Here is a 26,889-nt window from a genome sequence, read left to right as displayed (position 1 = left end):
CGGGCGCCCCATTCCGGGCCGGTCGGGGACGCCAGCATAAGAAGGCCCGCTACTCGGATTCTCCTCGTCCGCTACTCGCCCCGGGCCAGGCCGCACACGGTCCCACCGAGGGAAGCGCGAATTCGGGTGAGCCGCGTCACTTCGCGAAATCCCCGCCCGGACGGGCGGAATTTCGGCTAACGTTCGGGCAGCAACGGAGTCGCATTCCGGTGTTCCGGTCCGGGGGGAGCGGAACACGGGAGCGCGGTCGCCGTTGCGGCCGTACGTCGTCGCACGGGGGAGTGCTGTCGGCCACGGCGGGGGACGGACGACGGCGCCTCGAAGTCGAGGCGTCCGGGGGGATTGCGGCGGCTCTCCTCCCACCGGACCGCGTCGAACGGCTGGCCCGGCAGCACCGTGTACGCCGTTCCGGGGGCCCGGCGGTGGGGAGCCTTCCCACCGCCGGGCCCCCGGTCTTCCGCCCCGGCGCGTTGCCGCTACTGCTCGGTGAGGACCGACCGCAGCCGGGTGGTCCGGGCCGCCGCGGGCCGCTCCGCGACCGCCTGGGCGAGCGCCGGGCCGACCGCGTGGACCACGGACAGGTGCCGCTCGGCGCGGCCGAACGCCGCGTACACCCACTGCCTGGTGAGCTGCCCCGCCGCCTCCGGGGGCAGCACCACGACCACCGCGGGCCAGCGCCGCCCGACCGCCTGGTGGGCCGTCACCGCCCAGCCGTGCCGCAGCTTCCGGGCCTGGGCGGGGGAGAGCGTGAGCCGCCCGCCGTCGGCGAGCTCCACGTGCAGGCCGTCCGCGTCGCCGTCCAGCACCCGGCCGGGCAGGTTGACGCCCAGCGCGGGGGAGTGCACCACCCGGTCGCCCGGGTCGAAGCCGCCGAACCGGCCGGGGCCGGGGTTCAGCCGGGCCTTGGCGGCGGCGTTCAGCGCCCGGGTGCCGGCCGGGCCGCCGTGGCCCGCGGTCAGCAGCACGGTCCGCTCGGGCGGGACGGACAGCGCGCGCGGGATCGAGTCGGTCAGCAGCTGGACGGCCCGGTGCACGGCCTCCCCGCCGTCCTGCGCGGTGAGGATCACCACCTCCTTGTCCGGGGCGTCCACCGGCAGCAGCTCGCCGACGCCGACGCCGGAGACCAGCTCGCCGATCGGGCCCGGGTCGGGCGTCCGGGAGGCCACCGCCGGGCAGGCCTTCGCGGCCCGCAGGTCGGCGAAGAACCGGCCGGGGCCGGCCGACCACAGGCCCTCCGGGTCGCCGGACAGCACCAGCCGGGCGCCGTCCGGCACCGCCTCCAGCAGTGTCGCGGCGGTCTCCACGTCCAGCAGCGGGGCGTCCAGCACCACCAGCACGTCCAGTTCGAGGGTGCCGTCCACCGCGCGCGGCACGTCGGCGCCGTACAGCAGGTCGCCCAGCGTGCCGATCCGCCCGGCGGCGGGGGAGCCGGCCGGCAGCAGCGCGGCCAGCGCGTCCCGCCCCTGGCCGGTCCAGGTCGCCGCCCAGGCCCGCAGGCCGAGGCCGGCGGCGGCGTGCAGCAGCGCGGCCGGCTCGGCCCGGGCCGCCTCACCGCCGGTGTGCAGCACCAGGCCGGACCCGGCCGCCGCCCGGACCAGCTCCTGCGCGGCGCGCGGCACGGCCGCCGCGGCCTCCGCCCAGGCGTCCGGGCCCGGCGCGCCCTCCTCCGGGTCGGGCGAGAAGGTCGACAGCAGCCGGACCAGGCCCTCGCCCAGGCTCTCCTCCGCCAGCGCCAGCCGCTCCAGCGCCAGCATGGTGCGGACCGGCGGCTCCTCGTCCTCGTCGTGGCTGCCGGGCGGCAGCGGCAGCTCCTCCTGGAACGGCATCACCCGCCCGTCCTCCAGCACCGCCTGCAGCGCGCCCTCCGGGTCCGGCACGTGCCGGTCGCGCAGCGCGGTGGCGACCTCGCCGAGCTCCTGCGCGGAGTGCCCGTGCAGCGCGGCCTGCTCCAGCAGCCAGGCGACCAGCGCCTGGGCGCGGCGCGGGTCGTCCGGCCGGGCGGCGGGGCCGAGCAGGCCCTTCGCGAAGCCGTCCGCGTGCTCGGGGCGCACCCCGGGGAGCGACAGCACCGCCCACGGGTCCTCCCGCAGCTGCTCGGCCGCGCCCTCGCCGAACGCGCCCAGCGCCTCGGCCGCCAGCTCGGCGGGCGCGCCGCCCGCCGCCAGCACCTCGCCGACGGCGGCCAGCGCGGCCCGCCGCTGCGCGTCGTCGAGCGGCACCTCGGACCGCGCGGCGGCGGCGACCGGACGGCGGGCCGGGCGCTCGGCCGGCTCGGCCGGCTCGGTGGGCCCGGCCGGCTCGGACGGTCCGTCGGCCTCGGCCGTTTCGACGGTCTCGACGGCCCCGGCCGCCTCCGCCGCCTCCGCCCCGGGCTCCGGCTCCTCGGACGGGGCGTCGGGGGTCGCCAGGTCGACCTCGCGCGGGGGGCGGGGCGGGGCGACGATGTCGTTCGCGTCGATCGCGCCGATCGCCTTGGCGAGCGCGGCCACCGCGGCGGCCCGCTGCTCGCCGGTGAGCGGCGGGTCAGCGGGCCGTCCGGCTCCGCCGTCCGGGGCGACCGGGGTGTCCGGGGCGCCCGTCGGCTCCGCCGGGCGCTCGGCGCGGCTCTCGACCTGGCTCTCGGCCGGGCTCTCCTCGGGGGTGGTCATCGCGGGAAGGCTCCTTCGACGGGCGGGCGGTCACAGCTCCGTCCAGCCCTGGTCCGGGTAGCGGTGCACCGGGGCCGACACGTCGTCCAGCGCAGCGCGGATCTCACCCGGAAGCGTAAGGGCCTCGACCGACAGTGATGCCTGCAGCTGGGCGGAGGTGCGGGCGCCCAGCAGGGTGGCCGACACGCCGGGGCGGTCGCGGACCCAGGCGAGCGCGACCTTCAACGGGGTGGAGGCCAGGCCGTCGGCGGCGGTGGCGAGCGCGTCCACGATCCGCCGGGAGGCCTCGCCCAGGTAGGGCTGCACCGGCCCGGCGGGGTGCGGGGAGGAGCCGCGCGACTCGGGCGGCACGCCGTGCCGGTACTTGCCGGTCAGCACGCCCCGGCCGAGCGGCGAGCGGGCCAGCAGGCCGACCCCGGCGTCCAGCGCGGCGGGCAGCGCCTCGCGCTCGATGCCGCGCTGGAGCAGCGAGTACTCCAGCTGCACGGCGGCCAGCGGGGTGGCGCCGGGCAGCGCGTGCTGCCGGGCGGCGGCCTTCGCCAGCTGCCAGCCGCTGTACTGGCAGACGCCGACGTACCGGGCCCGGCCGGAGGAGACCGCCAGGTCGAGCGCGTGCAGGGTCTCCTCGGCGGGGGTGGCCGGGTCGTGCGCGTGCACCTGCCACAGGTCGACGTGGTCGGTGTTCAGCCGGCGCAGCGAGCCGTCCAGCGCGTCCAGCAGGTGGCCGCGGGAGGTGTTCGGGCGGCGCGAGCCGGGCAGCGCGCCCGCCTTGGTGGCGATCACCAGCTCGGAGCGCGGGACCAGGCCGTCCGTCAGCCGGGACAGCAGGTACTCGGCGCCGCCGTCCGCGTACACGTCGGCGGTGTCGACCAGGGAGCCGCCCGCGTCCACGAACGCCTTCAGCTGTTCGGCGGCCTCGTGCTCGTCGGTCTCGCGTCCCCAGGTGAGGGTGCCCAGTCCGAGGCGGGAGACCCGCAGGCCGGTCCGGCCGAGCAGTCGCTGTTCCATCGCGCCCTCCGTCACGCCCGCTGTGCCAACCGTGATGGCGCAGGTGGAGGGGTGGTCTCCCCCCACGTGCTGTGAGGGTAGCGGCGAAACCCGCCGGGGCCCGGGACCACCCGCGCGCCGCGCCGCCGCGCGCGCCGCGGTGTGACCCGCACCACCCCTACCGATCGGTAGCACGACCTCCGGCGGGGCGGCTACGCTCACCGGCAGCACCCGACTGGAAGGCTTGGGCACATGCGACTCGGGATCAACCTCGGCTACTGGGGACTCGGCCTGGACGCCGACAACATCGCGGTCGCCCAGGAGGCGGACCGCCTGGGCTACGCGGTCTGCTGGGCCGCCGAGGCCTACGGCTCGGACGCCGCGACCGTCCTCTCCTACGTCGCCGCGAAGACCGAGCGGATCGACGTCGGCTCCGCCATCTTCCAGATCCCGGCCCGCACCCCCGCGATGACCGCGATGACCGCCGCCACCCTGGACACCCTCTCCGGCGGCCGCTTCCGGCTCGGCCTCGGCGTCTCCGGCCCGCAGGTCTCCGAGGGCTGGTACGGCGTCCGCTTCGACAGGCCGCTGGCCCGCACCCGCGAGTACGTGGAGATCATCCGCAAGGCGATGTCCCGCGAGCGCCTGGTCCACGAGGGCGCCAACTGGACGCTCCCGCTGCCCGGCGGCCCCGGCAAGCCGCTCAAGCTCACCGTCCACCCGGTCCGCGAGCGCATCCCGCTGTACATCGCCTCGATGGGCCCGAAGAACCTCGAACTCACCGGCGAGATCGCCGACGGCTGGCTCGGCCTCTTCTTCGCCCCCGAGCACGCCGCCCTCTCCACCGACGCCCTCGCGGCCGGCCGCGCCAAGGCCGGGCTCACCCTCGACGGCTTCGACCTCTGCCCCACCGTCAACATCGCCGTCGGCGAGGACGTCCGGGCCGCCGCCGACACGCTGCGCGACTACACCGCCCTCTACCTCGGCGGCATGGGCAGCAAGGAGAAGAACTTCTACAGCCGGCTGGCCCGCCGGATGGGCTTCGAGCAGGCCGCCGACGAGGTCCAGACCCACTACCTGGCCCACGACAAGGCCGCCGCCGCGGCCGCCGTCCCGCACGAGTTCATCGACGCCACCTCCCTGCTCGGCGACACCGCCCGGATCGCCGACCGGATGCAGGCCTACGCCGCCGCCGGCGTCAGCACGCTGACCCTCGCCCCGGCCGGCTGGACCCTGGACGAGCGGATCGCCGCGCTGCGCACCGGCGTCGACGCGCTGGAGCGCGCCGGACTGGCCTGACCCTCCCCGCTGCCCCGCCCCCGGCGGCCCCCGCACCCGCCCGTCCGTCGCGCCGGGCGTCAGGCGCCGGGCGTCAGGCCGCGGGGGCCAGCGCGTCGATCGCGGCGGCGGCGGTGGCCCGCAGCTCCCCGGCGTCCGCCCCGGCGCGCGAGCGCAGGTTCACCCCGTGCGCCAGCAGGGCCAGCACGTCGGCCGCGGTCTCCGGGTCCGCGCCCGGGGCGAGGGCGCCCCGCCGCCGCGCCGCGCCGAGGGCGGCGAGCAGGGCGGCGCGCAGCTGCCGGTGCTGCCGGTCGAGGACGGCCCGCACCCCGGGGTCGCCGTCCCCGCCGCCCGCGTGGGCGTTGGAGACCATGCAGCCCCACCGGGCGAACTCGCCGGTGCAGCGCGCCTCGACCAGCCGGTCGAAGAACGCGTGGACGGCGGGCAGGCCGCGGCCGTCCTCCTCCAGCTGGTCGAGCAGCGGCCGGGAGCGGCCCTGGACGTAGCGCTCCAGGGCCGCGCGGTACAGCTCCTGCTTGCCGCCGAAGGTGGCGTACAGGCTGGAGCGGCTGAGGCCGGTGGCGTCGAGGACGTCCTGGACCCCGGTGGAGGCGACGCCCCGCCGCCAGAACAGCCGCATCGCCGTGTCCAGTGCCGCGTCCGGATCGAAGTGCTTGACGTCCGCCACGTTCCACCGCCCCTTCCTGAACCGATGGTTCCAAGATATCCGCCCCGGCCCTTGACCGGAGGAGCGCCGCCGACGCTATCTTGGAACGAGTGTTCCAGGATCGGGGGGCGCCGCGGCCGCAGGGCCGGGGCGGCCGCCCGCCGGGGACCGCCGCAGGCACCACCCCGTCCGCCGCAGCCGGCCCCCGGGCCGGCCGACACCCGTGGAGACCCGTGAGCGTCAACGCCGAACTGCGCGCCTTCTTCGCACAGCGCCAGCAGCAGATCCCCGCCGAAGTCCGCGACGTGATGCGGCGGGCGACCCAGGAGCTGGCCGACTCCGGCCAGGCGGACCGGGCCCCGGGCGTCGGCGCCCGGGCGCCGCACTTCACCCTGCCCTCGGCCGACGGCCGGAGCGTCGACCTGGCCGGGCTGCTCGCCGACGGCCCGGTCGTGCTCACCTTCTACCGGGGGTCCTGGTGCCCCTACTGCAACATCGCGCTGCGCTCCCTGCAGCAGCACCACGACGCCATCACGGCCCGCGGCGCCCGCCTCGTCGCCGTCTCGCCCCAGCTCCCGGACGAGTCGCTGTCGCACGCCGAGAAGAACGGGCTGGCCTTCGAGGTGCTGAGCGACCTCGGTTGCGACACCGCGAAGCAGTACGGCCTCGCCTTCGACCTGCCGGACGACCTCGCGGCCGTCTACGCCCGCTCGGGCATCGACCTGGCCCGCTCCAACGGCGGCCACCCGCGCACCCTGCCCATCCCGGCGACCTATGTCATCGACCGTACGGGAACGATCCGTTGGGCCTTCGTCGACGCGGATTACACCGCCCGCGCCGAGCCGAGCGAGATCCTAGCGGCGCTCCAGCGACTGGACTGAGCGACGGCGGGCCGTCCGCACGCCGCCGCCATTCCCGGCCGACGAAATCCGGGGCCGGGCATTCCGGGTGTGTTCATGCCGTGTCGGAAACGGCACCGGCGAATGGCCACCGCGCGGCGGGGGGGCATTCGACCGGCGCCGGCAGGAGCTCCGGCCGGGCCTCGGCCCGCGCCGGGCGCCCGGTGCCGTCGAGCTCCGGAAGGGCCAGCAGGATCGGCAGGTCCAGCTGGGTCACCTCGCGGAGCTGGACGTCGGTGCTGTAGGCCCGGCCGCCGCGGGCCCGGACCGCCCAGCCCGAGCCGACCAGCCGGGGCGGGCGGATCCGGTGCCGGGGGGAGCCGTCCAGCGCCACGGCGGCGGCCCGGATGAACCACAGGCCGTCGGGGACCTGCAGGTGGAACGGCCGCGCCTCGTCCAGCACGTCGCAGGCCTGCGGGTACCCCTCCACGATCGGGGTGTTGAACGCGCCCACGTACACCCGGACCGGGCCGACGTCGGACGGGAAGTAGAGCTGCCCGGTGACGGAGGACAGGCCGTGACCGCCCCGGAGGGAGGACGGGCCGGTCGGCCGGGTGAGCGCCGGCAGGTCGCCGACCTGCGCCAACGCGCGGTAGCGGGTCGGCGAGATGCCGACGCTGCGGGTGAAGCGACTGGTGAAGGTGCCCAGGCTGTTGTAGCCCACCCGGTAGGTGATGTCGGTGACGCTGTCGGACGTTTCCAGCAGATGTCTCTTCGCCATGAATATTCTGATGGCGGTGAGGAATCTCCCGGGCGACGTCCCGGTCAGCTGATTGAATATCCGGGTGTAGTGGAACTTGCTGTAGGAGGCTATTTCCGCCAGCTGCTCCAGGGAAATCGCATTCCCGTGCTCCTGCCACATGACGTCTATACTGCGCTCTATTGCCGCCGCAATCGACATTAGGCTCTCCCCGCCTGGAATCGTGGTGGTCTCGCGCGCCTTGCCTCGGATCGGTGGTCCTGCCCGGCCCCTTCACGTGGCTGTGAGCAGCCCCCCGGCCCGGTGCGGGCGGTGCGACCCGGCGGCGGACGGGGCGGCTGCGGCGGTGGCTTCAGCGGTCTGGTGGCTCCCTCATCCGGCGCGGTGCTCCCCGGTGCTCGTCGCGGCCGGCCGGGGTGGCCCCGGCCGGGTTTTGGCGCAGACACATCGTTTTGCCAGCGGGTAACTCTCGCACCTTCTGGATTGCGGTGTGGGTCAAGTACCTGAAGTCGGCCCGGGCCGGGGGCAACCCATACGTCCCTGAATGTCCAGTGCCGGATACGGGAGGCAAACGCGGAGAAGCGCCCCGCCGGACGCGTCCGGAAAATTGGCGCCGGATCGGATTGAACGCGCTTCACCGGGGAAGGGAATGCCCACATGACCGCGATGCAGGACGTCCGTGCCGACCTGGCCGAGGAGGGGGCCGGGCTCGCCCGGCTGGTGGCGGGGCTCCCGCCGGAGCAGTGGTCCGCGCCGACTCCGGCCGCGGGCTGGACGGTCCGGCACCAGGTGGCGCACCTGGCGCAGGTCAGCCGCCTGCTCGACCTCGCGGTGCACGACCCGGCCGCCTTCGAGACCCGTACGGCGCCCGTCCGGGCCGACTTCGAGACCGGCATGGCGGCCGGGCTCGCCGACCACCTCGCCGAGCCCGTCCCCGCCCTCCTGCGCCACTGGGCCGAGTGGCGCACCGCCGCCGAGAAGGGCCTCGCCGACCTGCCCCGGGGCGAACCGGTGCCCTGGCTGGCCGGCCCGCTCCCGGCGAGCGTGCTCGCCGCGGTCGCGCTGATGGAGGTGTTCGCGCACGGCCACGACGTCCACGAGGCCCTGGGCGTCCCGTACGCCTTCACCGACCGGATCGGCCACGTCGCCTTCCTCGGCACCAGGACCCGGGACCTCGCCTACCGGGCCTGCGGGCTGGAACCCCCCGCCGAGCCGTTCCGGTACGAGCTGACCGGCCCCTCCGGCGTCCACTGGGCCTTCGGCCCCGAGGACGCCGAGCAGCGGATCAGCGGCCCGGCCGCCGACTTCTGCCTGCTCGTCACCCGGCGCAGGCACCGCGACGACCTCGCGCTGACCGCCGACGGCGCGGCGGCCGACCACTGGCTCGGCATCGCCCAGACCTACCTCGGCCCGCCCGGCGGCGGCCCCGGCCGCATTGGGCAATATCGCGTATAGATCGGCCGTTCGACGGCCTGGTTTCCTCGCAGTCGGGCCGGTTCGGCCCGCCCCCCACGAGGAACCTGGAGGCACCGTGCCGCAACGACGGGTGAGCGGATGGCTGCTGGCCGGACGGGCCTGCAGCACCGCGTCGATCCTCGCCGGACACCTGATCGCCGCCCTGCCCCGGCTGCTGACCCGCTCCGGCCGGGCCCGGCTGGCCGACCGGGCGCCGAGGCTGCTGACCGCGCTCGGGCCGTTCTTCGTCAAGGCCGGGCAGCTGGTCAGCACCCGGCGCGACCTGCTCCCCGAGCGCTGGTGCGACGCGCTCGCCGAACTGGCCGACGAGGTCCGCCCGCCGCGCCGCGCCGAGGTCGCCCGGTCCCTCGCGGCGGCCGGACTCGCCGACGCCTACGCCGAGTTCGAGTGGGAACCGGTGGCCTGCGGCAGCATCGCCAGCGTCCACCGCGCCCGGCTCGCCGACGGCACCCTCGTCGCCGTCAAGGTCCAGCGGCACGGCCTGCGCCCGGTGCTGGAGGCCGACCTGCGGCTGGCCCTGCTCGGCGCCCGCGCCGGACGGCTGCTGCCGAGCATGCGGGACCTGCCCGCCGAGGAGATGATCGGCCAGCTCGGCACCGCCGTCCTGCACCAGCTCGACTTCGCCGCCGAACGCGACTCGCTGCTCCTGCTGCGCGCCAACCTCGCCGACCACACCGACCTGCGGATCCCGGCACCGGTCGAGGACCTCTGCCGGCCCGGGGTGCTCACCATGGAGTTCGTCCCCGGCATCCGGCGCTTCCGGCCGCTGGGCATGACCCCCGAACGCCGCGGCGAGGTCGTCCGCGACGTGCTCCGGGCCGTCTACCGGATGCTCTTCGTCGACGGCCTGGTCCACTGCGACCTGCACCCCGGCAACCTCTGCCTGGACGAGGACGGCCGGGTGGTCGTCCTGGACGCCGGCTTCGTGGTCCGGCTGCCCGACGCCGTCCGGCGCTCCTTCGCCGGGTTCTTCCTCAACATGGCGCAGGGCAACGGCCCGAAGTGCGCCGACATCGTCCTGGACAGCGCCGCCCGGCTGCCCGCCGACCTCGACCGCGAAGCCTTCCGCACCGCCGTGACGGAACTGGTGGACGAGGCCTTCGGCGCCCTCTCCAAGGACTTCGAGCTCGGCGCGTTCGCCCCCCGCCTGTTCAAGCTCCAGCGCGACCACGGGGTGTTCGCCGCCGCCGAGTTCGCCTTCCCGCTGCTGTCGCTGCTGGTCCTGGAGGGAATGATCAAGGAGTTCGACTCCGAGGTCGACTTCCAGGCCGAGGCCGTCCCCGTGCTGATGGCCTCCTTCGCCGAGGACGTCCGGGTGGACGCCGAAGCCAAGGCCGCCGCCGAAGCCGCGGCCGCCGGGACCGAGGCCGCCGCCGACGCCAAAGCCGCCGCCCTGCGGGAGCGGGCGTGAACGCCCCCGGACGGCCCTCGGCGCTGGTCGCCGTGACCGGGGGCACCGGCTTCCTCGGCGCGCACACCGTCGCCGCCCTGACGGCCGCCGGCGCCCGGGTGCGGCTGCTGGTCCGCGACCCGGACCGGACGGCGCGCGCGCTCGAACCGCTCGGGATCGCCCCGGACGCCGTGCGGACCGTCGTCGGCGACGTCACCGACCCGGCCTCGGCGGAACGGCTGTGCCGGGGCGCCGACGCGGTCCTCCACCTCGGCTCGGTGTACTCCTTCGACCGCCGGCGCCGCGACGACATCGCCCGCACCAACGTGCTGGGCACCGAGACCGTCCTGCGCGCCGCGGTGCGCTCCGGCGCCGGCACGGTGGTGCACGTCTCCACCGTCGGCGCGCTGCTGCCCAGCGCCGACCCCGCCCTGCACGCCGACAGCGCCGTGGGGCGCCCGACCGAGCCCTACCTGGCCAGCAAGGCCGCCTGCGAGCACACCGCCCGGCTGCTCCGGCGCGAGGGCGCCCCGGTCCGCATCGTCTACCCGCCCGCGCTGCTCGGCCCGCACGACCCCCGGATCGGCGACCAGACCGGCCGGCTGCGCGACGCGCTTCGCGGACTCATGCCGCTCTGGCCCACCGGCGGCTTCCCGCTCGGCGACGTGCGGGACACCGCCGCCGTCCTGGCCGGCCTCGCCACCGGACCGGCCGCCGCCGCCCCGGACCGGGTCTTCACCCCCAACCACTACCTCACCACCGCCGACTACCTGACGGCCCTGCGCACCGCCACCGGCCGCGCCCTGCCCGCCGCCCGGCTGCCCGGCCGGGCGATGCTCCCGGCGGCCCGGCTCGCCGACCTCCTGCAGCGCTGGTGGCCCTGGCACATCCCGGCCGAGTACGGGGCGGCCTACACCTGCGTCCACGCCGTGCCCGTCGCCCCCGCCGCCACCGCCGGCGGCCCCGCGCCCCGGCCGGTCGAACGGACGATGGCCGACACCGTCCACTGGCTCCACCGGCAGGGCCTGCTGACCCGGCGCCAGGCGGGGACCGCGGCCGGACGGACCACCCCATGACGGCGGCGGCACCGCACGGTGCCCCGGGACCGGAGGAGACGAACGTGACAGCGGAACCGACCCGGCACGACCCGGCGGAGCAGTACGCCGCCTACCGCCACGGCCGGGAGGCGGTGACCGGCCTGCTCGCCGCGCTGCCCGACCCGGCGGCCCACCGGGTGCCCGCCTGCCCGCGGTGGAGCGCCCGGGACCTGGTCGGCCACCTGGTGCACATATGCGAGTCCTTCGTCGCCCTGGAGGAGAGCCAGATCGACCTGGACCCGCCGGCCGGCGTGCCGCTGGCCGACCTGCTCGACCGCTGGGAGGCGCTGGACGGCCCGCTGCGGGCGGCCCTGGACCGCAGCCCGGAGCTGCGCCGGCGCATCCTGCTGCTCGACGTGTTCTCGCACGAGATCGACCTGCGGCTGGCCCTGGGGCTGGACCTGCCCGCCGAGCCGGCCGCCCACCCCGCCTTCGACGGCGCGCTGGACCTCTCCACCATGGGCTTCGGCCTGGCGCTGCACGGCGGCGGACTGCCGGCGCTGCGGATCGAGGTCCCCGGCCGCTCCTGGCAGGTGGGCGAGGGCACCCCCGCCGGGACGGTGCGCGGGTCGGCGGTGGACGTGTTCCGGTCGCTGACCGGCCGCCGCACCCCGGCGCAGATCGAGGCCCTGGAGTGGACCGGGGAACCGGCCGGGAAGTGGGCGCAGGCGTTCGCCTGGGGCCCGTTCACGCCGCCCGGGACCGAGGTGGAGCCGCTCGCCGGGCGCTGACCGCGGCCGGACGGCGGCCGCGGTCGGACGGCGGGTGCGCCGGGCCCGGTGGACCCGCCGCCCGGCGCACCCGCCGGGCGGGACGGGCGGGACGGGCAGGACCGGCAGGGCGAGTACGACGGAGGGGCGGGACCACCCGACAGTGGACCCGCCCCTCCGCCGTGCGGCGGGCCCTCATGCCCCGGTCAGTGAGGGCACCCGGGTCGCGGCCGCGGCCGGCACCGGCAGCCGCTGGGAGTCGAGTTCCGGCAGCGCCAGCAGGATCGGCAGGTCCAGCGGGGTGAGCGGCCGGGCGGCCAGCCGGACGGGGAGGTTGTCGAGCCCGTGGCGCACGCACAGCTCCGGGCCCGAGGCGACCAGCAGCGGACGCCGCTCCCAGGGCGGCGCCGGGAAGTCGCTCGCGGCGACCACGGCCGCCCGGATGAACCAGACGCCCTCGGGGACGCGCAGCGTGAACGGGCCGGACCCGTCCAGGAGCTCGCAGGCGACCGGCCGGCCCTGGACGATGGGCTCGCGGAACGCGCCGACGTAGATCCGCACCGGACAGCCGGTCTCCGGCAGGCGGATGCTGCCCTGCACCGTGCAGGTGCGGCGGCCGTCGTTCGGGTGGGCCGGGCCGCTGCGCTCGGTCAGTCCGGCCCGGGCCAGGTTCCGGTAGCGGGCGGGGGAGAGGCTGACGCTGCGGGTGAAGCGGCTGGTGAAGGTGCCCAGGCTGTTGTACCCGACGCGGTAGGAGATCTCGGTGACGCTGAGGTCGGTCTCCAGCAGCATGGTCTTCGCCTGGTGCAGGCGGACGGCGGAGAGGAAACGGCCCGGCGAGGTGCCGGTGAGGTTGCGGAAAACCCGGGAGAAGTAGAACTTGCTGAGGATCGCCGTATTCGCTATCTCGTCGAGCGAGAGCGGTTCCTCGTATCTCTCCCACATGGTGGATATCGCGCGTTCGACAGCGGTCTGCACAGCTTCTCTCCAAGTTCGTCGATGAGTCGTCGGCGGAATGGCCGGAGAATTCCGGGAATTCCGGCAGTTCTCCTCCGGTCGGGAAAGGGGGACGTCAATCCGGAGGCGAAGCGGGGTGCGTGGACATCGGTGGAACCGCGCCCGGGGACGCGTGGAGGAATGCGCCGGAGCGGGAAAGCGCCGGTGCGGGGAAAAGGCCGGAGCGGCGAAAGCGTCGGAGTGGGGAAAGCGCCGGATTTCCGGGCGGGAGCCGCGACGGGGCTTCCCGCCCGGGGCGGGGGAATTCCGGGGGGTCAGTCGTCGGAGAGGAGGTGCCGGACGCGCCGCTGGGCCGCCCGCAGGCTCGCCCAGGCGCAGGTCGCGAGGAGCTCCGGGTCGCCCGCGCCGGCCTGCCGGGCGGCGGTGACGACCCGTTCGTCGACCCGGTAGGAGGCCAGCGCGGTGAGCAGCGCGAGTTCGCCCGCCGGGCGCTCGTCCGGCGGCAGGTCCCGCAGGGGGGCGTCCAGCCAGGTCCGGCCGAGGCCGGGGTCGGTGCCGTCCCAGCGGTCGAGTTCGGCCGCCACCACGGCCCGGACCGCACCGGGCACCAGGTCGGTGCCGGTCCGCTCCACGGCCGCCGCGGCGCGGGCCAGCGCGGAACCGATCCGCTGGTCGGGCGCGGCCCAGTCCAGGTCGGCCGGCAGCGGGGCGGGCGGCAGCAGCGACAGCGAGGCGCCCGGTGCGGTGCCGCCCCGGGCGGAGCCCCGCATCAGGCCGACCAGCACCCGCATCACCGGCCCGAGCGCCCGCTCGGGGGCGTTCGGCGGCAGCGGGTACGGGCCCAGGAAGACGTTGACCATCCGGTTGAGGTACTGCAGGCAGAGCGCCGTCCCGGCCAGTTCGGGGAGCTGCTCGGGCGGGAACGGCGGCTTCCCCCCGCCGGCGACCCACGCCGCCAGCTCGTCGGCGGCCGCCCCGTCCCGGTCGTCCCGGCGCCGCCGGACCGGCCGGGCGGACAGCGAGTCGAGCATGGTGCCGTGCACGGTGGTGCAGAACGGGCAGCGGTTGCCCGCCGAGACGGCGGCCGCCACCGCCTCCTTCGCCGCCCGGGGGGCGTGCCCCTCGACCAGCATGGTCTCGCGCAGGACGGCCCAGCAGGCGGCGAGCAGCTCGGGCACCGGGGCGTGCAGCGCCACCGGCGGGGCGAGCACCCCGAAGTCCCGTTCCAGTTCCCGGTAGACCCGGGCGGTGTCACCGGTCGCCGCCCCGAAGGACACGGTCGACAGGTGGCGGACCTGGAGCAGCGACAGGCCCCTGAGCGGGGCCTGGACGAGCCGTCGCCCGCCGCTCACGCCCCCGCCCCCGGCCCCTGTCCGGTACCGCGGCGGTGCGTCCGTCTCTCGTCCCCCGCAGGCATCTGCGAGTCCTCCCTCGGCTCGTCGACGTCTTCTCACCGGTGCCGTACCCGATCGTGACATCCGGAGCGGATCCGTCCTTCTTCCCGGTTGCGCAGTGCCCCGGCCCGTTCCGCCCGAGCGGGGGCCGGGGCCGCGCCGTCCCTCCCCGGGGACCGGCTAGGGGACCGGGAAGAAGGCCCGGACGAAGCGCTCGAACAGCGCGTCGCCGATGGTCCAGCGCATCCGCGGCAGCAGCCGGGACGGCACCCCGATCCGGTAGCGGATGCGCGGGCGGTCGCTGGTGACGGCCTTCTCGATCACCTTCGCCACGGTCTCCGCGCGCACCGCCATCCGGCCGCGGCCGGTGGGGTGCTCGGTCTCCCGGTAGGCGCCGTGCCAGTCGACGAAGTACTGCCAGAACTCGTCGTACAGGCCGTTGCGCTCCTGCCCGGTCATGCCGAGGTCGGCGACCGAGGTCGGCACGAACCCGCCGAGCACCGGCGACGGCTCGATCAGCACCACCTTGACGCCGTCCCGGGCCACCTCCAGCCGCAGCGAGTCGCTGACGGCCTCCAGGGCGTGCTTGGTGGCCTGGTAGTAGCCGCGGCCGGGGGTGGCGAACTGGCCGAAGATGGACGACATCATGACCACCCGGCCGCCGCCCTGCGCCCGCATCCCGGGCAGCACCAGCTGGGTCAGCCGGCACAGCCCGAACAGGTTGGTCTCGAACTGCCGGCGCACCTCGTCGACGGGGGTCTCCCCGATGGTGCCGTTGAGGCTGTACGCCGCGTTGTTGATCAGGGTGCCGACCGCGCCGTGCTCGGCGCTGATCTTCTCCACCGCGGCGGTCATCGACTCCTCGTCGTTGACGTCCAGGTGCAGCACCCGGATGCCCTGGGCGGCCAGGTCGGCCAGCGCCTCGGGGCGCCGGGCGGTGGCGTAGACCGGCAGGCCGGCCCGGTGCAGCCGCAGGGCGGCGGCCCGGCCGGTGCCGGAGGACATGCCGGTGCTGGACGAGGCGCCGGTCAGCAGGACCGCGCGCGAGGGGCCGCTCACCTGCCCTCCGCCAGGCGCTCCGCGGAGACGGTGGCCTCCTCGGGCTGCGAGGCGATCCGGCTGCGGGTCACCGAGTTGCCCAGGCCCAGGGCGTCCACCATGCGGTTGATGAAGGCGAACAGGGCCGCGGTGAAGACCGCCTCCAGCACCTCCCCGTTGCTCCAGCCCGCGGCCTCGGCGCCGGCCCAGTCCTCGTCGGTGATCCGGAAGGCGCCGGTGCCGACCTTGGTGACCAGGCGCATCAGCACCTTGGTGCGCTCGTCGATCGGCAGCTCCTCCACCGAGGGGGCGCTCTCGATCGCGTCGGTCAGCTCCTGCGGGCCGCCGAACTGGGCCAGGAACCAGTTGTGGGTGCCGACGCAGTACGGGCAGCCGTTGACCTTGGAACTCCAGGCGGAGATCATCTCGCGGGTCGCGCGCGGCAGCACCCCGTCGTTGAAGACCCCGCCGTAGCCGGCGATCACCACTTCCAGCAGGTCGGGACGGGTGGAGACCAGCCGGAACATGTCCGGGACGAAGGGGATGCCCATCCGCGACTTGATCGCGTCGTACAGCTCCTTCGTGCGGCCCTCGGCCGCGTCCTCCTCGACCAGCGGGACGCGGACCGTGCTCAGCACGTTCGGATCGGTCATCGGTGATCACCCTCCCATTCGGCGGTGCGGGCGGCCCGCGGAATTCCCCGCAATTCACCGGGGAAATGCGCGGAATTCCTTTTCGGCGGGCGGCCGCGCGGTTTTTCCCATGGTGGCAGGAATGGGGTCCGACCTCCGTCTCCCAGGTTGCCCTGGGTGGGCCGGACCTGGCCGGACGCGGCCGGGCCCAGGGTGCGGCCGCACCGCGCCGGCCGCGCCGCCGCCGCACGGCGACGGCCGCCCCGGTGCGCGGGGCACCGGGGCGGCCGTCGTCGTCGCGCGGGTGGGTCACTCGGCGCGGAGCCAGTCCGCCAGCCGCTCGCCGATCATGATCGAGGTGAGGTTGGTGTTGCAGTTGACGATCTGCGGCATGACCGAGGCGTCGGCCACGTACAGGCCCCGCGTGCCGTGCACCCGCAGCCGCTGGTCGACCACCGCGCCCTCGTCCTCGGCGGTGCCCATCCGGGCCGTGCCGACCGGGTGGTAGCCGCTGTCCAGGCTGGTGCGGACGTACTGCTCGACCATCGCGTCCTTCTCGACCAGCCGGTCGCTCAGCACGATGAAGCCGTCGCCCATCGAGGCGATGCCCGGGTGGTTGGCCAGCTCCCAGCAGGTGCGCACGCCCTCCACCATCTTCTCCAGGTCGCGGTCGGTGGAGAGGAAGTCCAGCTGGATCTCGGGCCCGGCCGCCGGGTCGGTGGAGGTCAGCCGCAGCCGGCCGACCGACTCCGGCTGCTGGTCCACCACCATCACGCCGAAGATCATCGGCGCCTGGGCCAGCATCTGCAGCTCCGGGAAGAGCGTCAGGTCGAAGTGGTTGACCATGTAGTACTGCATGTCGTTGAAGTCCGCGGAGCCCTTGGAGGTGGTCCGCACCATCGACTGCAGGAACGGCACGTCGGTGGCGACCGCGCCGTCCTTGGGCCGCAGGAAGACGCCGGTCCGCGGGTGGTCCTGCAGGTGGGCGCCGACGCCGGGCCGGTCGAGCCGGACGGCGATGCCCAGCCGGGCCAGGTCCGCGGCCGGGCCGATCCCCGAACGCATCAGCAGCGCGGGGGTGTTGACCGCACCGGCGGACAGCACCACCTTGTGCGCCCGCAGCTCCTCCGGCACCCGGCCGGCCGCCGACGCCAGGACGCCCACCGCCCGGTCGCCGTCGAACAGCACCTCGTGCACCAGGACCCCGCCGAGCACCGTCAGGTTGGGGCGCTCCCGCACCTCGGGGGTCAGGTACGCCATCGCGGTGGAGACCCGGTAGCGCGGGTCGCGGCGGTTGGACGGGATCGGGCCGATGCCGGTCGCCTCGGGGTGGTTGTGGTCGGCGACCTCGGGGAAGCCGGCCGCCAGGCTCGCCTCGTTGAAGGCGCTCTGCATCGGCGTCATCTCCTCCGGCCGGAAGCGGCGGATCGGCACCGGGCCGCCGCTGCCGTGGTACCGGTCGGAGAAGTCCAGGTCGTCCTCCAGCCGCCGGTAGTACGGCAGCACCTGCTCGTACGTCCAGGCCGGGTTGCCCGCGGCCGCCCAGCGCTCGAAGTTCTCCGGGACGCCGCGCAGCGCGATCGTCGCGCCCACCGCGGACGAGCCGCCGGTGAGCTTCCCGCGGGGGAAGATGATGCGCCGGCCGTCCAGGATCTCGGCGCGGAAGCGCCAGTCGTGCGAGCTCATCGACATCGCGTTGCCGTCGACGATGTCCTTCGGGATGTCGGCCGGGTCGGGAAAGTCCGGACCGGCCTCGACGAGCAGCACGGAACGGCCCGGATCCTCGCTCAGCCGGGCCGCGAGGGCAGCGCCGGCCGAGCCGGACCCGACGACTATCACGTCATACGTGTGCACCATGGATTAAACCTCGCCAGACGGGGATTCGAAGAGGCCGATCTCATCCAGAGTTTCGCAGTCGGCCCGCGCCCGGTCTTCTCCGAAACTGCCCACCCCGCGCACCCCGGAAATCCCGACCGGCCGCACCCGGTGCGTCACCGGAACCCCGGCAACGTCAGAGAAGCACGCTTTGTCGGCCCGGGACATCCTCGAGTGTCAGGTCCGGCGGAGGATAGTCGCCGAAATCGATCGCGACGGCCCCGGACAGCCGATTTATCGTCGCCCACGGGAGGGAATTGGGATGTCGTACCGACGACGATTCCGCAGACTCGTACCCGGGTTGGTCACTGTTCTGGTGGCCGCCTCGATGTTCTTCGTGATCCGTTCCTCGGTGGCGGTCGCGGGCGGTGACGATGCGGCGGCGGCCTACAAGTTCAAGGAACTGCCGATCGCGATGCCGCCGGGTTACGAATCGCGGCAGATGAACACGATCCGCAAGGTGAACCCGGCCTACGAGAAGATCCGCGCCTGGATCTCCTCGGTCGGCGCCAGCATCGCCATCAACGACGTCACCGGCCACGGCCTCGCCGACGGCATGTGCATCGTCGACACCCGCACCGACTCCGTCGTGGTCACCTGGACCCCGACCGCCCGCGAGGCCGACCGGTTCACCCCGTTCGTCCTGGACGGCAAGCCGCTCCCGATGGACGACACCATGGCGCCCACCGGCTGCACCCCCGGCGACTTCAACGGCGACGGCCGCAACGACTTCCTGGTCACCTACTGGGGCCGCACCCCGGTGCTGTTCATGGCCAGGTCCGACGCCGCCGCGCCCGCCGCCGAGGCGTACGTGCCGCGCGAGGTCGTCCCCTCGGAGAGCCTCGACGGCCGCTACCACGGCCCGCGCTGGAACACCGACGCCGCGTACGTCGGCGACCTGGACGGCAGCGGCCACCCGTCGATCATCATCGGCAACTACTTCCCCGACTCGGACGTGCTCGACCCCGACGGCATCCGCAACGTCCAGATGAACGACTCGCTCTCCAGCGCGAAGAACGCCGGCGGCGACCACGTGCTGCGCTTCCACTCCTCGACCGCCGGCGCCGAACCGGACGCCCGCTTCATCGAGGAGAAGGACGCCATCGCCTTCGACGCCTCCACCGGCTGGACGCTGGCCGTGGCCGGCGCCGACCTGAGCGGCGACGGCCTGCCCGAGATCTACATCGCCAACGACTTCGGCCACGCCCACCTGCTGCACAACGTCTCCACCCCGGGCCGGATCCGGTTCGAGGAGGCCACCGGCGAGCGCACCCCGACCACCCCGAAGTCCTTCGTGCTCGGCAAGGGCTCGTTCAAGGGCATGGGCGTCGACTTCGGCGACGTCGACGCCAACGGCAGCTTCGACATGATGGTCAGCAACATCACCGTCGCCTGGGGCCTGGAGGAGAGCAACTTCCTCTGGATCAACCAGGCGAAGGACCAGGCCGACATGAAGCGGCAACTCACCGACCACGTCGCCCCGTTCACCCAGGAGGCGGCCGACCACGGCGTCGCCTGGACCGGCTGGGGCTGGGACGCCAAGATGGGCGACTTCCTCAACAACGGCCAGCAGAACATCCTGCAGGCCGACGGCTTCGTCAAGGGCGACATCGACCGCTGGCCGTGGCTGCAGGAGATGGCCATGACCAACGACGACCTGCTCTCCAACCCGAAGATCTGGCCGAACGTCGGCCCCGGCGACGACCTGGCCGGCGACGAGGTGATGGCCTTCTACGCCCGCACCGCCAACGGCAAGTTCGCCAACATCAGCAAGCAGCTCGGCCTCGACGTGCCGATCCCGACCCGCGGCATCGCCACCGCCGACACCACCGGCAGCGGCGCCCTGGACTTCGCCATCGCCCGCCAGTGGGGCCCGGCCGCCTTCTACGCCAACCAGTCCCCGGCCCTCGGCCACGACCTGACGCTGCGGCTGTACCGGCCCGCCGACGCCGCCACCACCGCCGGCCAGGGCCTGGCCACCACCGGCACCCCCGCCTACGGGGCCGCCGTCACCATCACCACCGCCGACGGCAGGAAGCAGATCGGCCAGCTCGACGGCGGCGGCGGCCACGGCGGCTTCCGCAGCTTCGACGTCCGCTTCGGCCTCGGCACCCAGAGCGGCCCGGTCAGCGCCGAGATCACCTGGCGCGACAACTCCGGCGGCCTCCACACCAAGACCGAGCAGCTGACCGCAGGGAGCCACACCCTCATGCTGACCGACGACATCCAGGAGGTGGCGGCCCGATGACCGCGACCGACATCGCCGGCGTCACCGCCCACGCCGTCCGGCCCCGCCCCGCGAAGAAGCAGCCCAACCGCGACCCCCGCTACCTGGCCCTGCGCAACTTCGCCATCTCGATGTCCGTCTTCAACATCTTCGGCTACACCCTGCTGGGCTTCGAACAGCCCTGGCTCTGGCCGCTGATCTGCGCCCCGTTCGGCTACACCGTCGAGATCGTGCTGGAGATGATCAGCGCCTGGGCCCAGGAGCGCACCCCGCGCTTCCGCGGCAACGGCCTGCGCGGCCTGTACGAGTTCCTGCTGCCCTCGCACATCACCGCCCTCGCCGCGAACATGCTGCTCTACGCGAACGACCGGCTGCTGCCGATCCTGCTCGCCGTGTTCATCGGCGTCGCCGCCAAGCACGTCCTGCAGGCCCCCGTGTACGGCCGGATGCGGCACTTCATGAACCCGTCGAACTTCGGCATCACCATGGCGCTGGTGCTGTTCGGCTCCTGGGTCAGCATCGCCCCGCCGTACGAGTTCACCGAGAACGCCAACACCTTCTTCCGGATCGGCATCCCGCTGATCATCACCACCGCCGGCACCGTCATCAACGCCATGCTGACCAAGCGCGTCCCGCTGATCGTCGGCTGGCTCGGCGGCTTCGTCATCCAGGCGCTGCTGCGGCACTGGATCTGGGACGTGGCGGTCTTCTCCGCGCTCGGCCCGATGAGCGGCGTCGCCTTCGTGCTCTACACCAACTACATGATCACCGACCCGGGCACCACCCCCACCAAGCCCCGCAACCAGTTCATGTTCGGCGCCTCGGTGGCCATGGTCTACGGCGTGCTGATGCTCTTCAACGTCGTCTACACCCTCTTCTTCGCCACCACCCTGGTCTGCGGCCTGCGCGGCGCCGGCTGGTGGGTGGCGCACTTCCGGAACAAGCGCAAGCAGGCGGACGGCGCCCTCGGCACCCCGTCCGACCAGTCGGCCGCACCCGAGCGGCCCATGGGCAACGAGGCGGTGGCGGCGTGACGGACAGACGGCTCCGAGCGGTCGAGGAGACCGACGAACCGGGCGGCCGGGGGCGGATCGCGGTGGTCGGCATGGCCTGCCGCTACCCCGACGCCGACAGCCCCGAACAGCTCTGGCAGAACGTGCTGGCCGGCCGCCGCGCCTTCCGCCGCCTGCCCGACGTGCGGATGCGCGCCGAGGACTACTACTCGCCCGACCCCACCGCGCCCGACCGCTTCTACAGCGCCAAGGCCGCCGTCATCGAGGGCTTCGAGTTCGACCGGGTCCGCCACCGCGTCGCGGGCAGCACCTTCCGCGCCACCGACATGACCCACTGGCTCGCCCTGGACACCGCCGCCCGCGCCCTGGAGGACGCCGGCTTCCCGTTCGGCGAGGGCCTGGAGGACGCCAACACCGGCGTCGTCATCGGCAACACCCTCACCGGCGAGTTCAGCCGGGCCAACCTGATGCGCCTGCGCTGGCCGTACGTGCGCCGCACCGTCGGCGCCGCACTGCGCGAACAGGGCTGGGACGACACCGCGCTGGCCGCCTTCCTGGACGGCCTGGAGGTCCGCTACAAGAGCGCCTTCCCGCCGATCGGCGAGGACACCCTGGCCGGCGGCCTGGCCAACACCATCGCCGGCCGGATCTGCAACCACTTCGACTTCAAGGGCGGCGGCTTCACCGTCGACGGCGCCTGCTCCTCCTCCCTGCTGTCCGTCTCCACCGCCTGCGACGCCCTGGTCGACGGCCGGATGGACGTCGCGGTGGCCGGCGGCGTCGACCTGAGCATCGACCCGTTCGAGGTCATCGGCTTCGCCAAGACCGGCGCGCTGGCCACCGGCGAGATGCGGGTCTACGACAAGGGCTCCAACGGCTTCTGGCCCGGCGAGGGCTGCGGCATGGTCGTCCTGATGCGCGACGAGGACGCCCGCGCCCAGGGCCGGTTCCGCTACGCCACCATCCCCGGCTGGGGCTACTCCTCCGACGGCAAGGGCGGCATCACCCGCCCCGAGGCCAGCGGCCACCGCCTCGCCCTGGCCCGCGCCTACCGCGCGGCGGGCTTCGGCATCGAGACGGTCGGCTACTTCGAGGGCCACGGCACCGGCACCGCCGTCGGCGACGCCACCGAACTGCGCGCCTTCTCCGAGGCCCGCCGGGCCGCCGGCGCGCAGGCGCCCGCCGCGCTCAGCACCGTCAAGGGCAACTTCGGCCACACCAAGGCCGCGGCCGGCGTGGCCGGCCTGCTCAAGGCGATCCTCGCGGTCCGCCACCAGGTCATCCCGCCCGCCACCAGCCACGTCGACCCGCACGCCGAACTCACCGGCCCCGCACCGGCGATGCGCGTCCCCGACCGGGCCGAACTCTGGCCCCAGGGCGCCCCGATCCGGGCCGGCATCTCCTCGATGGGCTTCGGCGGCATCAACGCGCACGTCGTCGTCGAGCACGCCGACGGCGTCCTGCGCACCGCCGTGCCCGTCGCCGCCCGCCGCCTGGTCGCCTCCCGCCAGGACACCGAACTGTTCCTGCTGGACGGCGCCGACCCCGCCGAACTGCGCGCCAAGGCGACCCGGCTGGGCGAGTTCTCCGCCCAGCTCTCCTACGCCGAACTCGGCGACCTGGCCGCCACCCTGGAACGCGACCTGGCCGACCGGCCGCTGCGCGCCGCCGTGCTGGCTGCCTCGCCCGAACAGGCCGTGGAACGCTTCGCCGGGCTGGTCCAGCTGCTCGACTCCGGCGCCCGCTCGGTCCTCAGCCCCGCCCAGGGCCTCTACCTCGGCAGCGCCGGACGCACCCCCAGGATCGGCTTCCTCTTCCCCGGCCAGGGCGCCGGCCGGCGCGGCGACGGCGGGGCGCTGCGCCGCCGCTTCGCCCACGCCGAGGAGCTCTACGACCACCTGGACCTGCCCACCGACGGCGACCAGGTCGCCACCGACGTCGCCCAGCCCCGCATCGTCGCCGCCTCGGTGGCGGGCCTGCGGGTGCTCGACCTGCTCGGCATCGAGGCCGTCCGGGCCACCGGCCACAGCCTCGGCGAACTCACCGCCCTGCACTGGGCGGGCGCCATGGACGAGGACACCCTGCTGCGGGCGGCCACCGCCCGCGGCCGGATCATGGCCTCCGCCAGCGACGGCGGCGGCACCATGGCCGCCCTCGCCACCGGCCCCGCGCTCGCCGAGGCGCTGATCGTCGGCGAACCGGTCGTGATCGCCGGCTACAACAGCCCCGGACAGACCGTGGTCTCCGGCCCGGCCGACGCGGTCGACCGGGTCTGCGCGCTGGCCGCCCGGCAGGGCGTCGGGGTCGGCCGGGTCCAGGTCTCGCACGCCTTCCACTCGCCGGCCGTCGCCCCGGCCGCCGCCGGCCTGGCCGCGCACCTGGCCCAGGAGGCGTTCGGCCCGGTCGGCCCGGGCCTGGTCTCCACCGTCACCGGCGGCCCGCTGCCCGCCGACACCGACGTGGTCGACCTGCTGACCCGCCAGGTCGTCGAACCGGTGCGCTTCACCGAGGCGCTGCGGGCGATGGCCCCCGAGGTCGACCTGCTGATCGAGGTCGGCCCCGGCCAGATCCTCAAGTCGCTGGCCGCCGACGTCCTCCCGGCCGTGCCCGCGGTCGCCACCGAGGCCGACGCGCCGTCGCTGGCCGGCCTGCTCGGCACCGTCGCCGCCGCCTGGACGATGGGCGCGCCGGTCCGGCACGAGCAGCTGTTCGCGGACCGCTTCACCCGGCCGCTGCCGCTCGACAAGGAGTTCAGCTTCTTCGCCAGCCCGTGCGAGTCCGGCGACGAGGAGTTCGTGCTGGCGCAGGCCGAGCGGGCCCTGGCCCCCCGGCCCGCCGCCCTGGCCGAGCACACCGCCGCCGACGCCGCCCCGGCGGCGGAGGGCGCCTCCAGCCTGGAGGTGCTGATCCGGCTGGCCGCCGAGCGGGCCGAACTGCCCGTGGACACCGTCGACCCGTCCGCCAACCCGCTGGACGAACTCCACCTCAGCTCCATCACGGTCGGCCAGATCATGAACCAGGCCGCCCAGGAGCTCGGCATCACCGCCCCGATGGTCACCACCGCCTTCGCCACCTCCACCCTCGCCCAACTCGCCGAACTGCTCGACGAGTTGGCCCAGCAGTCGCCGGACTCCGAGCGCCAGTCGGCCGCCGCGCCCGGCGTCGCGCCCTGGGTGCGGCCGTTCCGGGTCGACCTGACCGAGACCGCCCCGCCCGCCCCCGCGGCCGGACCGGGCGGCCGCTGGGAGGTCTTCGCCACCGACCGGCACCCGCTGGCCGGAGCGCTGGCCGAACGGCTCACCGCCACCGGCCCCGGCGACGGCGTCCTGCTCGCCCTGCCCCGCGACTGCGACCAGCGCCACCTCGGCCTGATGCTGGACGCCGCCCGGGCCGCCCTCGACCCGACCCGGCGCGCCGCCGGCACCCGGCTGCTCGCGGTCGGCGACCGCCGCGGCGCGGCCGGCCTCGCCAAGACCCTGCACCTGGAGGCCCCCGACATCCCGGTCACCGTCGTCACCCTGCCCCTCGACGACGACCTGACGCCCGAACGGGCCGACCTCCTCAGCGCCCGGATCGCCGCCGACACCGCCGCCACCACCGCCTTCAGCGAGGTCCACTACGACGCCGACGGCACCCGCCGGGTGCCCGTCCTGCGCGCCGTGGACCTGCGGCCCGACCCCGCGCACCAGGAACTCGGCCCGCAGGACGTCCTGCTGGTCACCGGCGGCGGCAAGGGCATCACCGCCGAGTGCGCCATCGCCCTCGCCGGCGCCAACGGCGCCGCGATCGGCCTGATGGGCCGCTCCGACCCCGCCCGGGACACCGAACTCGCCGACAACCTCGCCCGGATGGCCGCCGCCGGGGTCCGGGTGCACTACGCCCGGGCCGACGTCACCTCCGCCGACCAGGTCAAGGCCGCCGTCACCGAGATCACCCGGGAACTCGGCCCCGTCACCGGCCTGCTGCACGGCGCGGGCCGCAACGAGCCGCAGTCGCTCGCCACCCTCGACGAGGCGTCCTTCCGCCGCACCCTCGCCACCAAGATCGACGGCGTGGAGGCCGTCCTCGCCGCCGTCGACCCGGCCGCGCTGCGCCTGTTCGTCACCTTCGGCAGCATCATCGGCCGGGCCGGCCTGCGCGGCGAGGCCGACTACGCCACCGCCAACGACTGGCTCACCGAACTGACCGTGCGCTTCCAGCAGGACTACCCGGACTGCCGCTGCCTGGCCCTGGAGTGGTCGGTCTGGTCGGGCGCGGGCATGGGGGAGCGGCTCGGCGTGCTGGAGGCGCTGGTCCGCGAGGGCATCGAACCGATCCCCGCCGACGACGGCGTCGCCCTGCTCGGCCGGCTGCTCGCCACCCCCGGCACCGACCCGGCGCTGGTGGTGATGGGCCGCGCGGGCGGCCTGCCGACGATCACCCTGGAGCGCGCCGAACTGCCGCTGCTGCGCTTCCTGGAACGCCCCCAGGTGCACTACCCCGGCGTCGAGCTGGTGGTGGACGCCGAACTCACCGGCGGCGGCGACCGCTACCTGCCCGACCACCTGCTGGACGGCGACCTGCTCTTCCCCGCCGTCCTCGGGATGGAGGCGATGACCCAGGCGGCCACCGCCCTGACCGGCCACCGGGGCACCCCGGTGCTGGAGGACATGCGCTTCCTGCGGCCCGTCGTCGTCCCGGTGAACGGCGCCACCACCCTGCGGGTCGCCGTCCTCGCCACCGGGCCCGACACCGTCGAGGCGGTGGTGCGCAGCGGCGAGACCGGCTTCCGGGCCGACCACTTCCGGGCCGTGCTCCGCTTCGGCACCGACCGTCCCGAGGACGAGCCGGCGCCGGTCACCGACGAGGTGCCGCGACTGCCGCTGACCCCCGGCGAGCTGTACGGGCCGGTGCTGTTCCAGGGCGACCGCTTCCAGCGGTTGCTCGGCTACCGCGACCTCGCCGCCCGGCACTGCCTCGCCGAGATCGACGACACCCCGCGCGCCGACTGGTTCGCCGGCTACCACTCCGACGAGCTGCTGCTGGCCGACCCCGGCACCCGCGACGCGATGATGCACTCCATCCAGGCGTGCGTCCCCGACGCGACCCTGCTGCCGGTCAGCGTCGAGCGGCTGCGGCTGGCCGACGCCGGCGCCGCGCGCACCGGCCGCCGCCTGTTCCTGGACGCCCGCGAGCGCTCCCGGGACGGCGACAGCTACCTCTACGACCTGGACGTCCGCGACGCCGAGGGCCTGCTGGTCGAGCGCTGGGAGGGCCTGCTGCTGCGGGCGGTGCGCAAGCAGGACGGCACCGGCCCCTGGCTGCCCGCCCTGCTCGGCCCGTTCCTGGAGCGGCGGGTCGAGACGGCGCTCGGCCACCCGGTGCGGTGCGTGGTGCTGCCCGGCGGCGAGGGCTCCGGCGGCCCGGTCGCCGACCGGCGCCGGCGCACCGCCGAGGCGGCGAGCTGGGCGCTCGGCCGCACCACCGAGGTGCACCACCGCCCCGACGGCCGACCCGAACTGGCCGACGGACGGCGGATCTCCTCCTCGCACGCGGCGGGCGTCACCTTCACCGTGGTCGCCGACCAGGCCGTCACCTGCGACGTCGAGCCGGCCGCCGAGCGGACCGCCGAGACCTGGCAGGGCCTGCTCGGCCCGGACGGCGCGGCGCTGGCCGACCTGCTGGCCGCCGAGCGCGGCGAGCCGCACGGCACCGCCGCGACCCGGGTGTGGGGCGCGGTGGAGACCCTGCGCAAGGCGGGCCACGCGGTTGCCGCGCTCAGCCTGGAGGACGCCCCCGGGCTCCCGGCCGGCTGGGTGGCGCTCCGCGGCGGCGCGCACCGGATCGTGAGCTTCGTGACGGCCCTGGACGGCGTCGCCGACCCGGTGGTCTTCACCGTCCTGACGGGAGGGGACCGGTGAC

The 26,889-nt window shown here is 74.9% G+C and carries 18 protein-coding genes; 9 read left to right on the top strand and 9 right to left on the bottom strand.

All coding sequences use genetic code 11. The annotated features are described in order from the left end of the window. Positions 1 to 476 precede the first annotated feature (476 nt). Together ACZ3J7_RS17205 and ACZ3J7_RS17200 are read right to left on the bottom strand one after the other, a co-directional pair. Positions 477 to 2,648, bottom strand: a complete 2,172-nt coding sequence (locus ACZ3J7_RS17205) for a helix-hairpin-helix domain-containing protein (protein ID WP_465621521.1) — start codon at positions 2,646 to 2,648, stop codon at positions 477 to 479. 30 nt (positions 2,649 to 2,678) lie between these two features. Next, on the bottom strand, positions 2,679 to 3,656 hold the full coding sequence (locus tag ACZ3J7_RS17200) for an aldo/keto reductase (RefSeq protein WP_465621519.1): 978 nt from the start codon (positions 3,654 to 3,656) through the stop codon (positions 2,679 to 2,681). Positions 3,657 to 3,887: 231 nt separating this feature from the next. On the opposite strand from ACZ3J7_RS17200, the gene ACZ3J7_RS17195 reads away from it, so the two are divergent. Continuing rightward, the gene (locus tag ACZ3J7_RS17195; protein WP_465621517.1) at positions 3,888 to 4,934 is read left to right on the top strand and encodes an LLM class F420-dependent oxidoreductase; all 1,047 of its coding nucleotides are present in this window, start codon (positions 3,888 to 3,890) and stop codon (positions 4,932 to 4,934) included. A gap of 73 nt (positions 4,935 to 5,007) precedes the next feature. On the opposite strand, the gene ACZ3J7_RS17190 is transcribed toward ACZ3J7_RS17195, so the two are convergent. Further along, positions 5,008 to 5,601 (bottom strand): TetR/AcrR family transcriptional regulator, encoded by a 594-nt coding sequence (locus ACZ3J7_RS17190; protein WP_465621515.1) that lies wholly within the window; start codon positions 5,599 to 5,601, stop codon positions 5,008 to 5,010. A 212-nt stretch (positions 5,602 to 5,813) separates the two neighbouring features. Here ACZ3J7_RS17190 and ACZ3J7_RS17185 point away from each other — a divergent pair, with 212 nt between their 5' ends. Then, positions 5,814 to 6,461 carry a peroxiredoxin-like family protein gene (locus ACZ3J7_RS17185; RefSeq protein WP_465621514.1) on the top strand — a complete coding sequence of 216 codons (648 nt, stop codon included), beginning with the start codon at positions 5,814 to 5,816 and terminating at the stop codon, positions 6,459 to 6,461. Positions 6,462 to 6,534: 73 nt separating this feature from the next. Here the strand turns inward: ACZ3J7_RS17185 and ACZ3J7_RS17180 are convergent, their stop codons facing one another. After that, entirely contained in the window at positions 6,535 to 7,341 is an 807-nt protein-coding gene (locus ACZ3J7_RS17180; RefSeq protein ID WP_465621512.1) for a helix-turn-helix domain-containing protein, read from the bottom strand. A 495-nt stretch (positions 7,342 to 7,836) separates the two neighbouring features. Between ACZ3J7_RS17180 and ACZ3J7_RS17175 the strand changes: the two genes are divergently transcribed. The 4 genes from ACZ3J7_RS17175 to ACZ3J7_RS17160 all read left to right on the top strand — a co-directional run bounded on the left by ACZ3J7_RS17175 (position 7,837) and on the right by ACZ3J7_RS17160 (position 11,873). Next, complete coding sequence (locus ACZ3J7_RS17175) at positions 7,837 to 8,634, top strand: TIGR03084 family metal-binding protein (protein ID WP_465621510.1); 798 nt, start codon at positions 7,837 to 7,839, stop codon at positions 8,632 to 8,634. A gap of 76 nt (positions 8,635 to 8,710) precedes the next feature. Further along, a complete protein-coding gene (locus tag ACZ3J7_RS17170; RefSeq protein ID WP_465621508.1) occupies positions 8,711 to 10,066 on the top strand; it encodes an ABC1 kinase family protein in 1,356 nt (451 codons plus the stop codon). Next, on the top strand, positions 10,063 to 11,121 hold the full coding sequence (locus ACZ3J7_RS17165) for an SDR family NAD(P)-dependent oxidoreductase (RefSeq protein ID WP_465621507.1): 1,059 nt from the start codon (positions 10,063 to 10,065) through the stop codon (positions 11,119 to 11,121). Before ACZ3J7_RS17170 ends, ACZ3J7_RS17165 begins: the two co-directional genes overlap by 4 nt. Before the next feature lie 44 nt (positions 11,122 to 11,165). Beyond that, positions 11,166 to 11,873, top strand: coding sequence for a maleylpyruvate isomerase family mycothiol-dependent enzyme (locus tag ACZ3J7_RS17160; RefSeq protein WP_465621505.1), 708 nt, complete (start codon positions 11,166 to 11,168; stop codon positions 11,871 to 11,873). Between the two features lie 174 nt (positions 11,874 to 12,047). On the opposite strand, the gene ACZ3J7_RS17155 is transcribed toward ACZ3J7_RS17160, so the two are convergent. The 5 genes from ACZ3J7_RS17155 to ACZ3J7_RS17135 form a co-directional block, all read right to left on the bottom strand. Next, positions 12,048 to 12,830: a helix-turn-helix domain-containing protein gene (locus ACZ3J7_RS17155; RefSeq protein ID WP_465621503.1), complete on the bottom strand. Its 783-nt coding sequence runs from the start codon at positions 12,828 to 12,830 to the stop codon at positions 12,048 to 12,050. A 293-nt stretch (positions 12,831 to 13,123) separates the two neighbouring features. After that, positions 13,124 to 14,161: a carboxymuconolactone decarboxylase gene (locus ACZ3J7_RS17150; protein ID WP_465621501.1), complete on the bottom strand. Its 1,038-nt coding sequence runs from the start codon at positions 14,159 to 14,161 to the stop codon at positions 13,124 to 13,126. A gap of 222 nt (positions 14,162 to 14,383) precedes the next feature. Next, a complete protein-coding gene (locus ACZ3J7_RS17145) occupies positions 14,384 to 15,262 on the bottom strand; it encodes an SDR family NAD(P)-dependent oxidoreductase (protein WP_465621499.1) in 879 nt (292 codons plus the stop codon). Next, positions 15,259 to 15,894: a carboxymuconolactone decarboxylase family protein gene (locus ACZ3J7_RS17140; RefSeq protein ID WP_465621497.1), complete on the bottom strand. Its 636-nt coding sequence runs from the start codon at positions 15,892 to 15,894 to the stop codon at positions 15,259 to 15,261. The genes ACZ3J7_RS17145 and ACZ3J7_RS17140 overlap by 4 nt, the downstream gene beginning before the upstream one ends. A gap of 288 nt (positions 15,895 to 16,182) precedes the next feature. Then, the gene (locus tag ACZ3J7_RS17135) at positions 16,183 to 17,730 is read right to left on the bottom strand and encodes a GMC family oxidoreductase (RefSeq protein WP_465621495.1); all 1,548 of its coding nucleotides are present in this window, start codon (positions 17,728 to 17,730) and stop codon (positions 16,183 to 16,185) included. 280 nt (positions 17,731 to 18,010) lie between these two features. Between ACZ3J7_RS17135 and ACZ3J7_RS17130 the strand changes: the two genes are divergently transcribed. From ACZ3J7_RS17130 to ACZ3J7_RS17120, 3 genes are all read left to right on the top strand, one after another. Continuing rightward, positions 18,011 to 19,996 carry an ASPIC/UnbV domain-containing protein gene (locus ACZ3J7_RS17130; RefSeq protein ID WP_465621493.1) on the top strand — a complete coding sequence of 662 codons (1,986 nt, stop codon included), beginning with the start codon at positions 18,011 to 18,013 and terminating at the stop codon, positions 19,994 to 19,996. Continuing rightward, on the top strand, positions 19,993 to 21,009 hold the full coding sequence (locus ACZ3J7_RS17125; protein ID WP_465621492.1) for an enediyne biosynthesis protein: 1,017 nt from the start codon (positions 19,993 to 19,995) through the stop codon (positions 21,007 to 21,009). Before ACZ3J7_RS17130 ends, ACZ3J7_RS17125 begins: the two co-directional genes overlap by 4 nt. Positions 21,010 to 21,080: 71 nt before the next feature. Continuing rightward, entirely contained in the window at positions 21,081 to 26,888 is a 5,808-nt protein-coding gene (locus tag ACZ3J7_RS17120; protein ID WP_465621624.1) for a type I polyketide synthase, read from the top strand. Position 26,889: the final 1 nt, after the last annotated feature.

It is taken from the genome of Kitasatospora sp. NPDC015121 (genome assembly GCF_055562955.1).
Note: the sequence above shows the minus strand (reverse complement) of the source record. Positions and strands in the feature narration are given on the sequence as shown.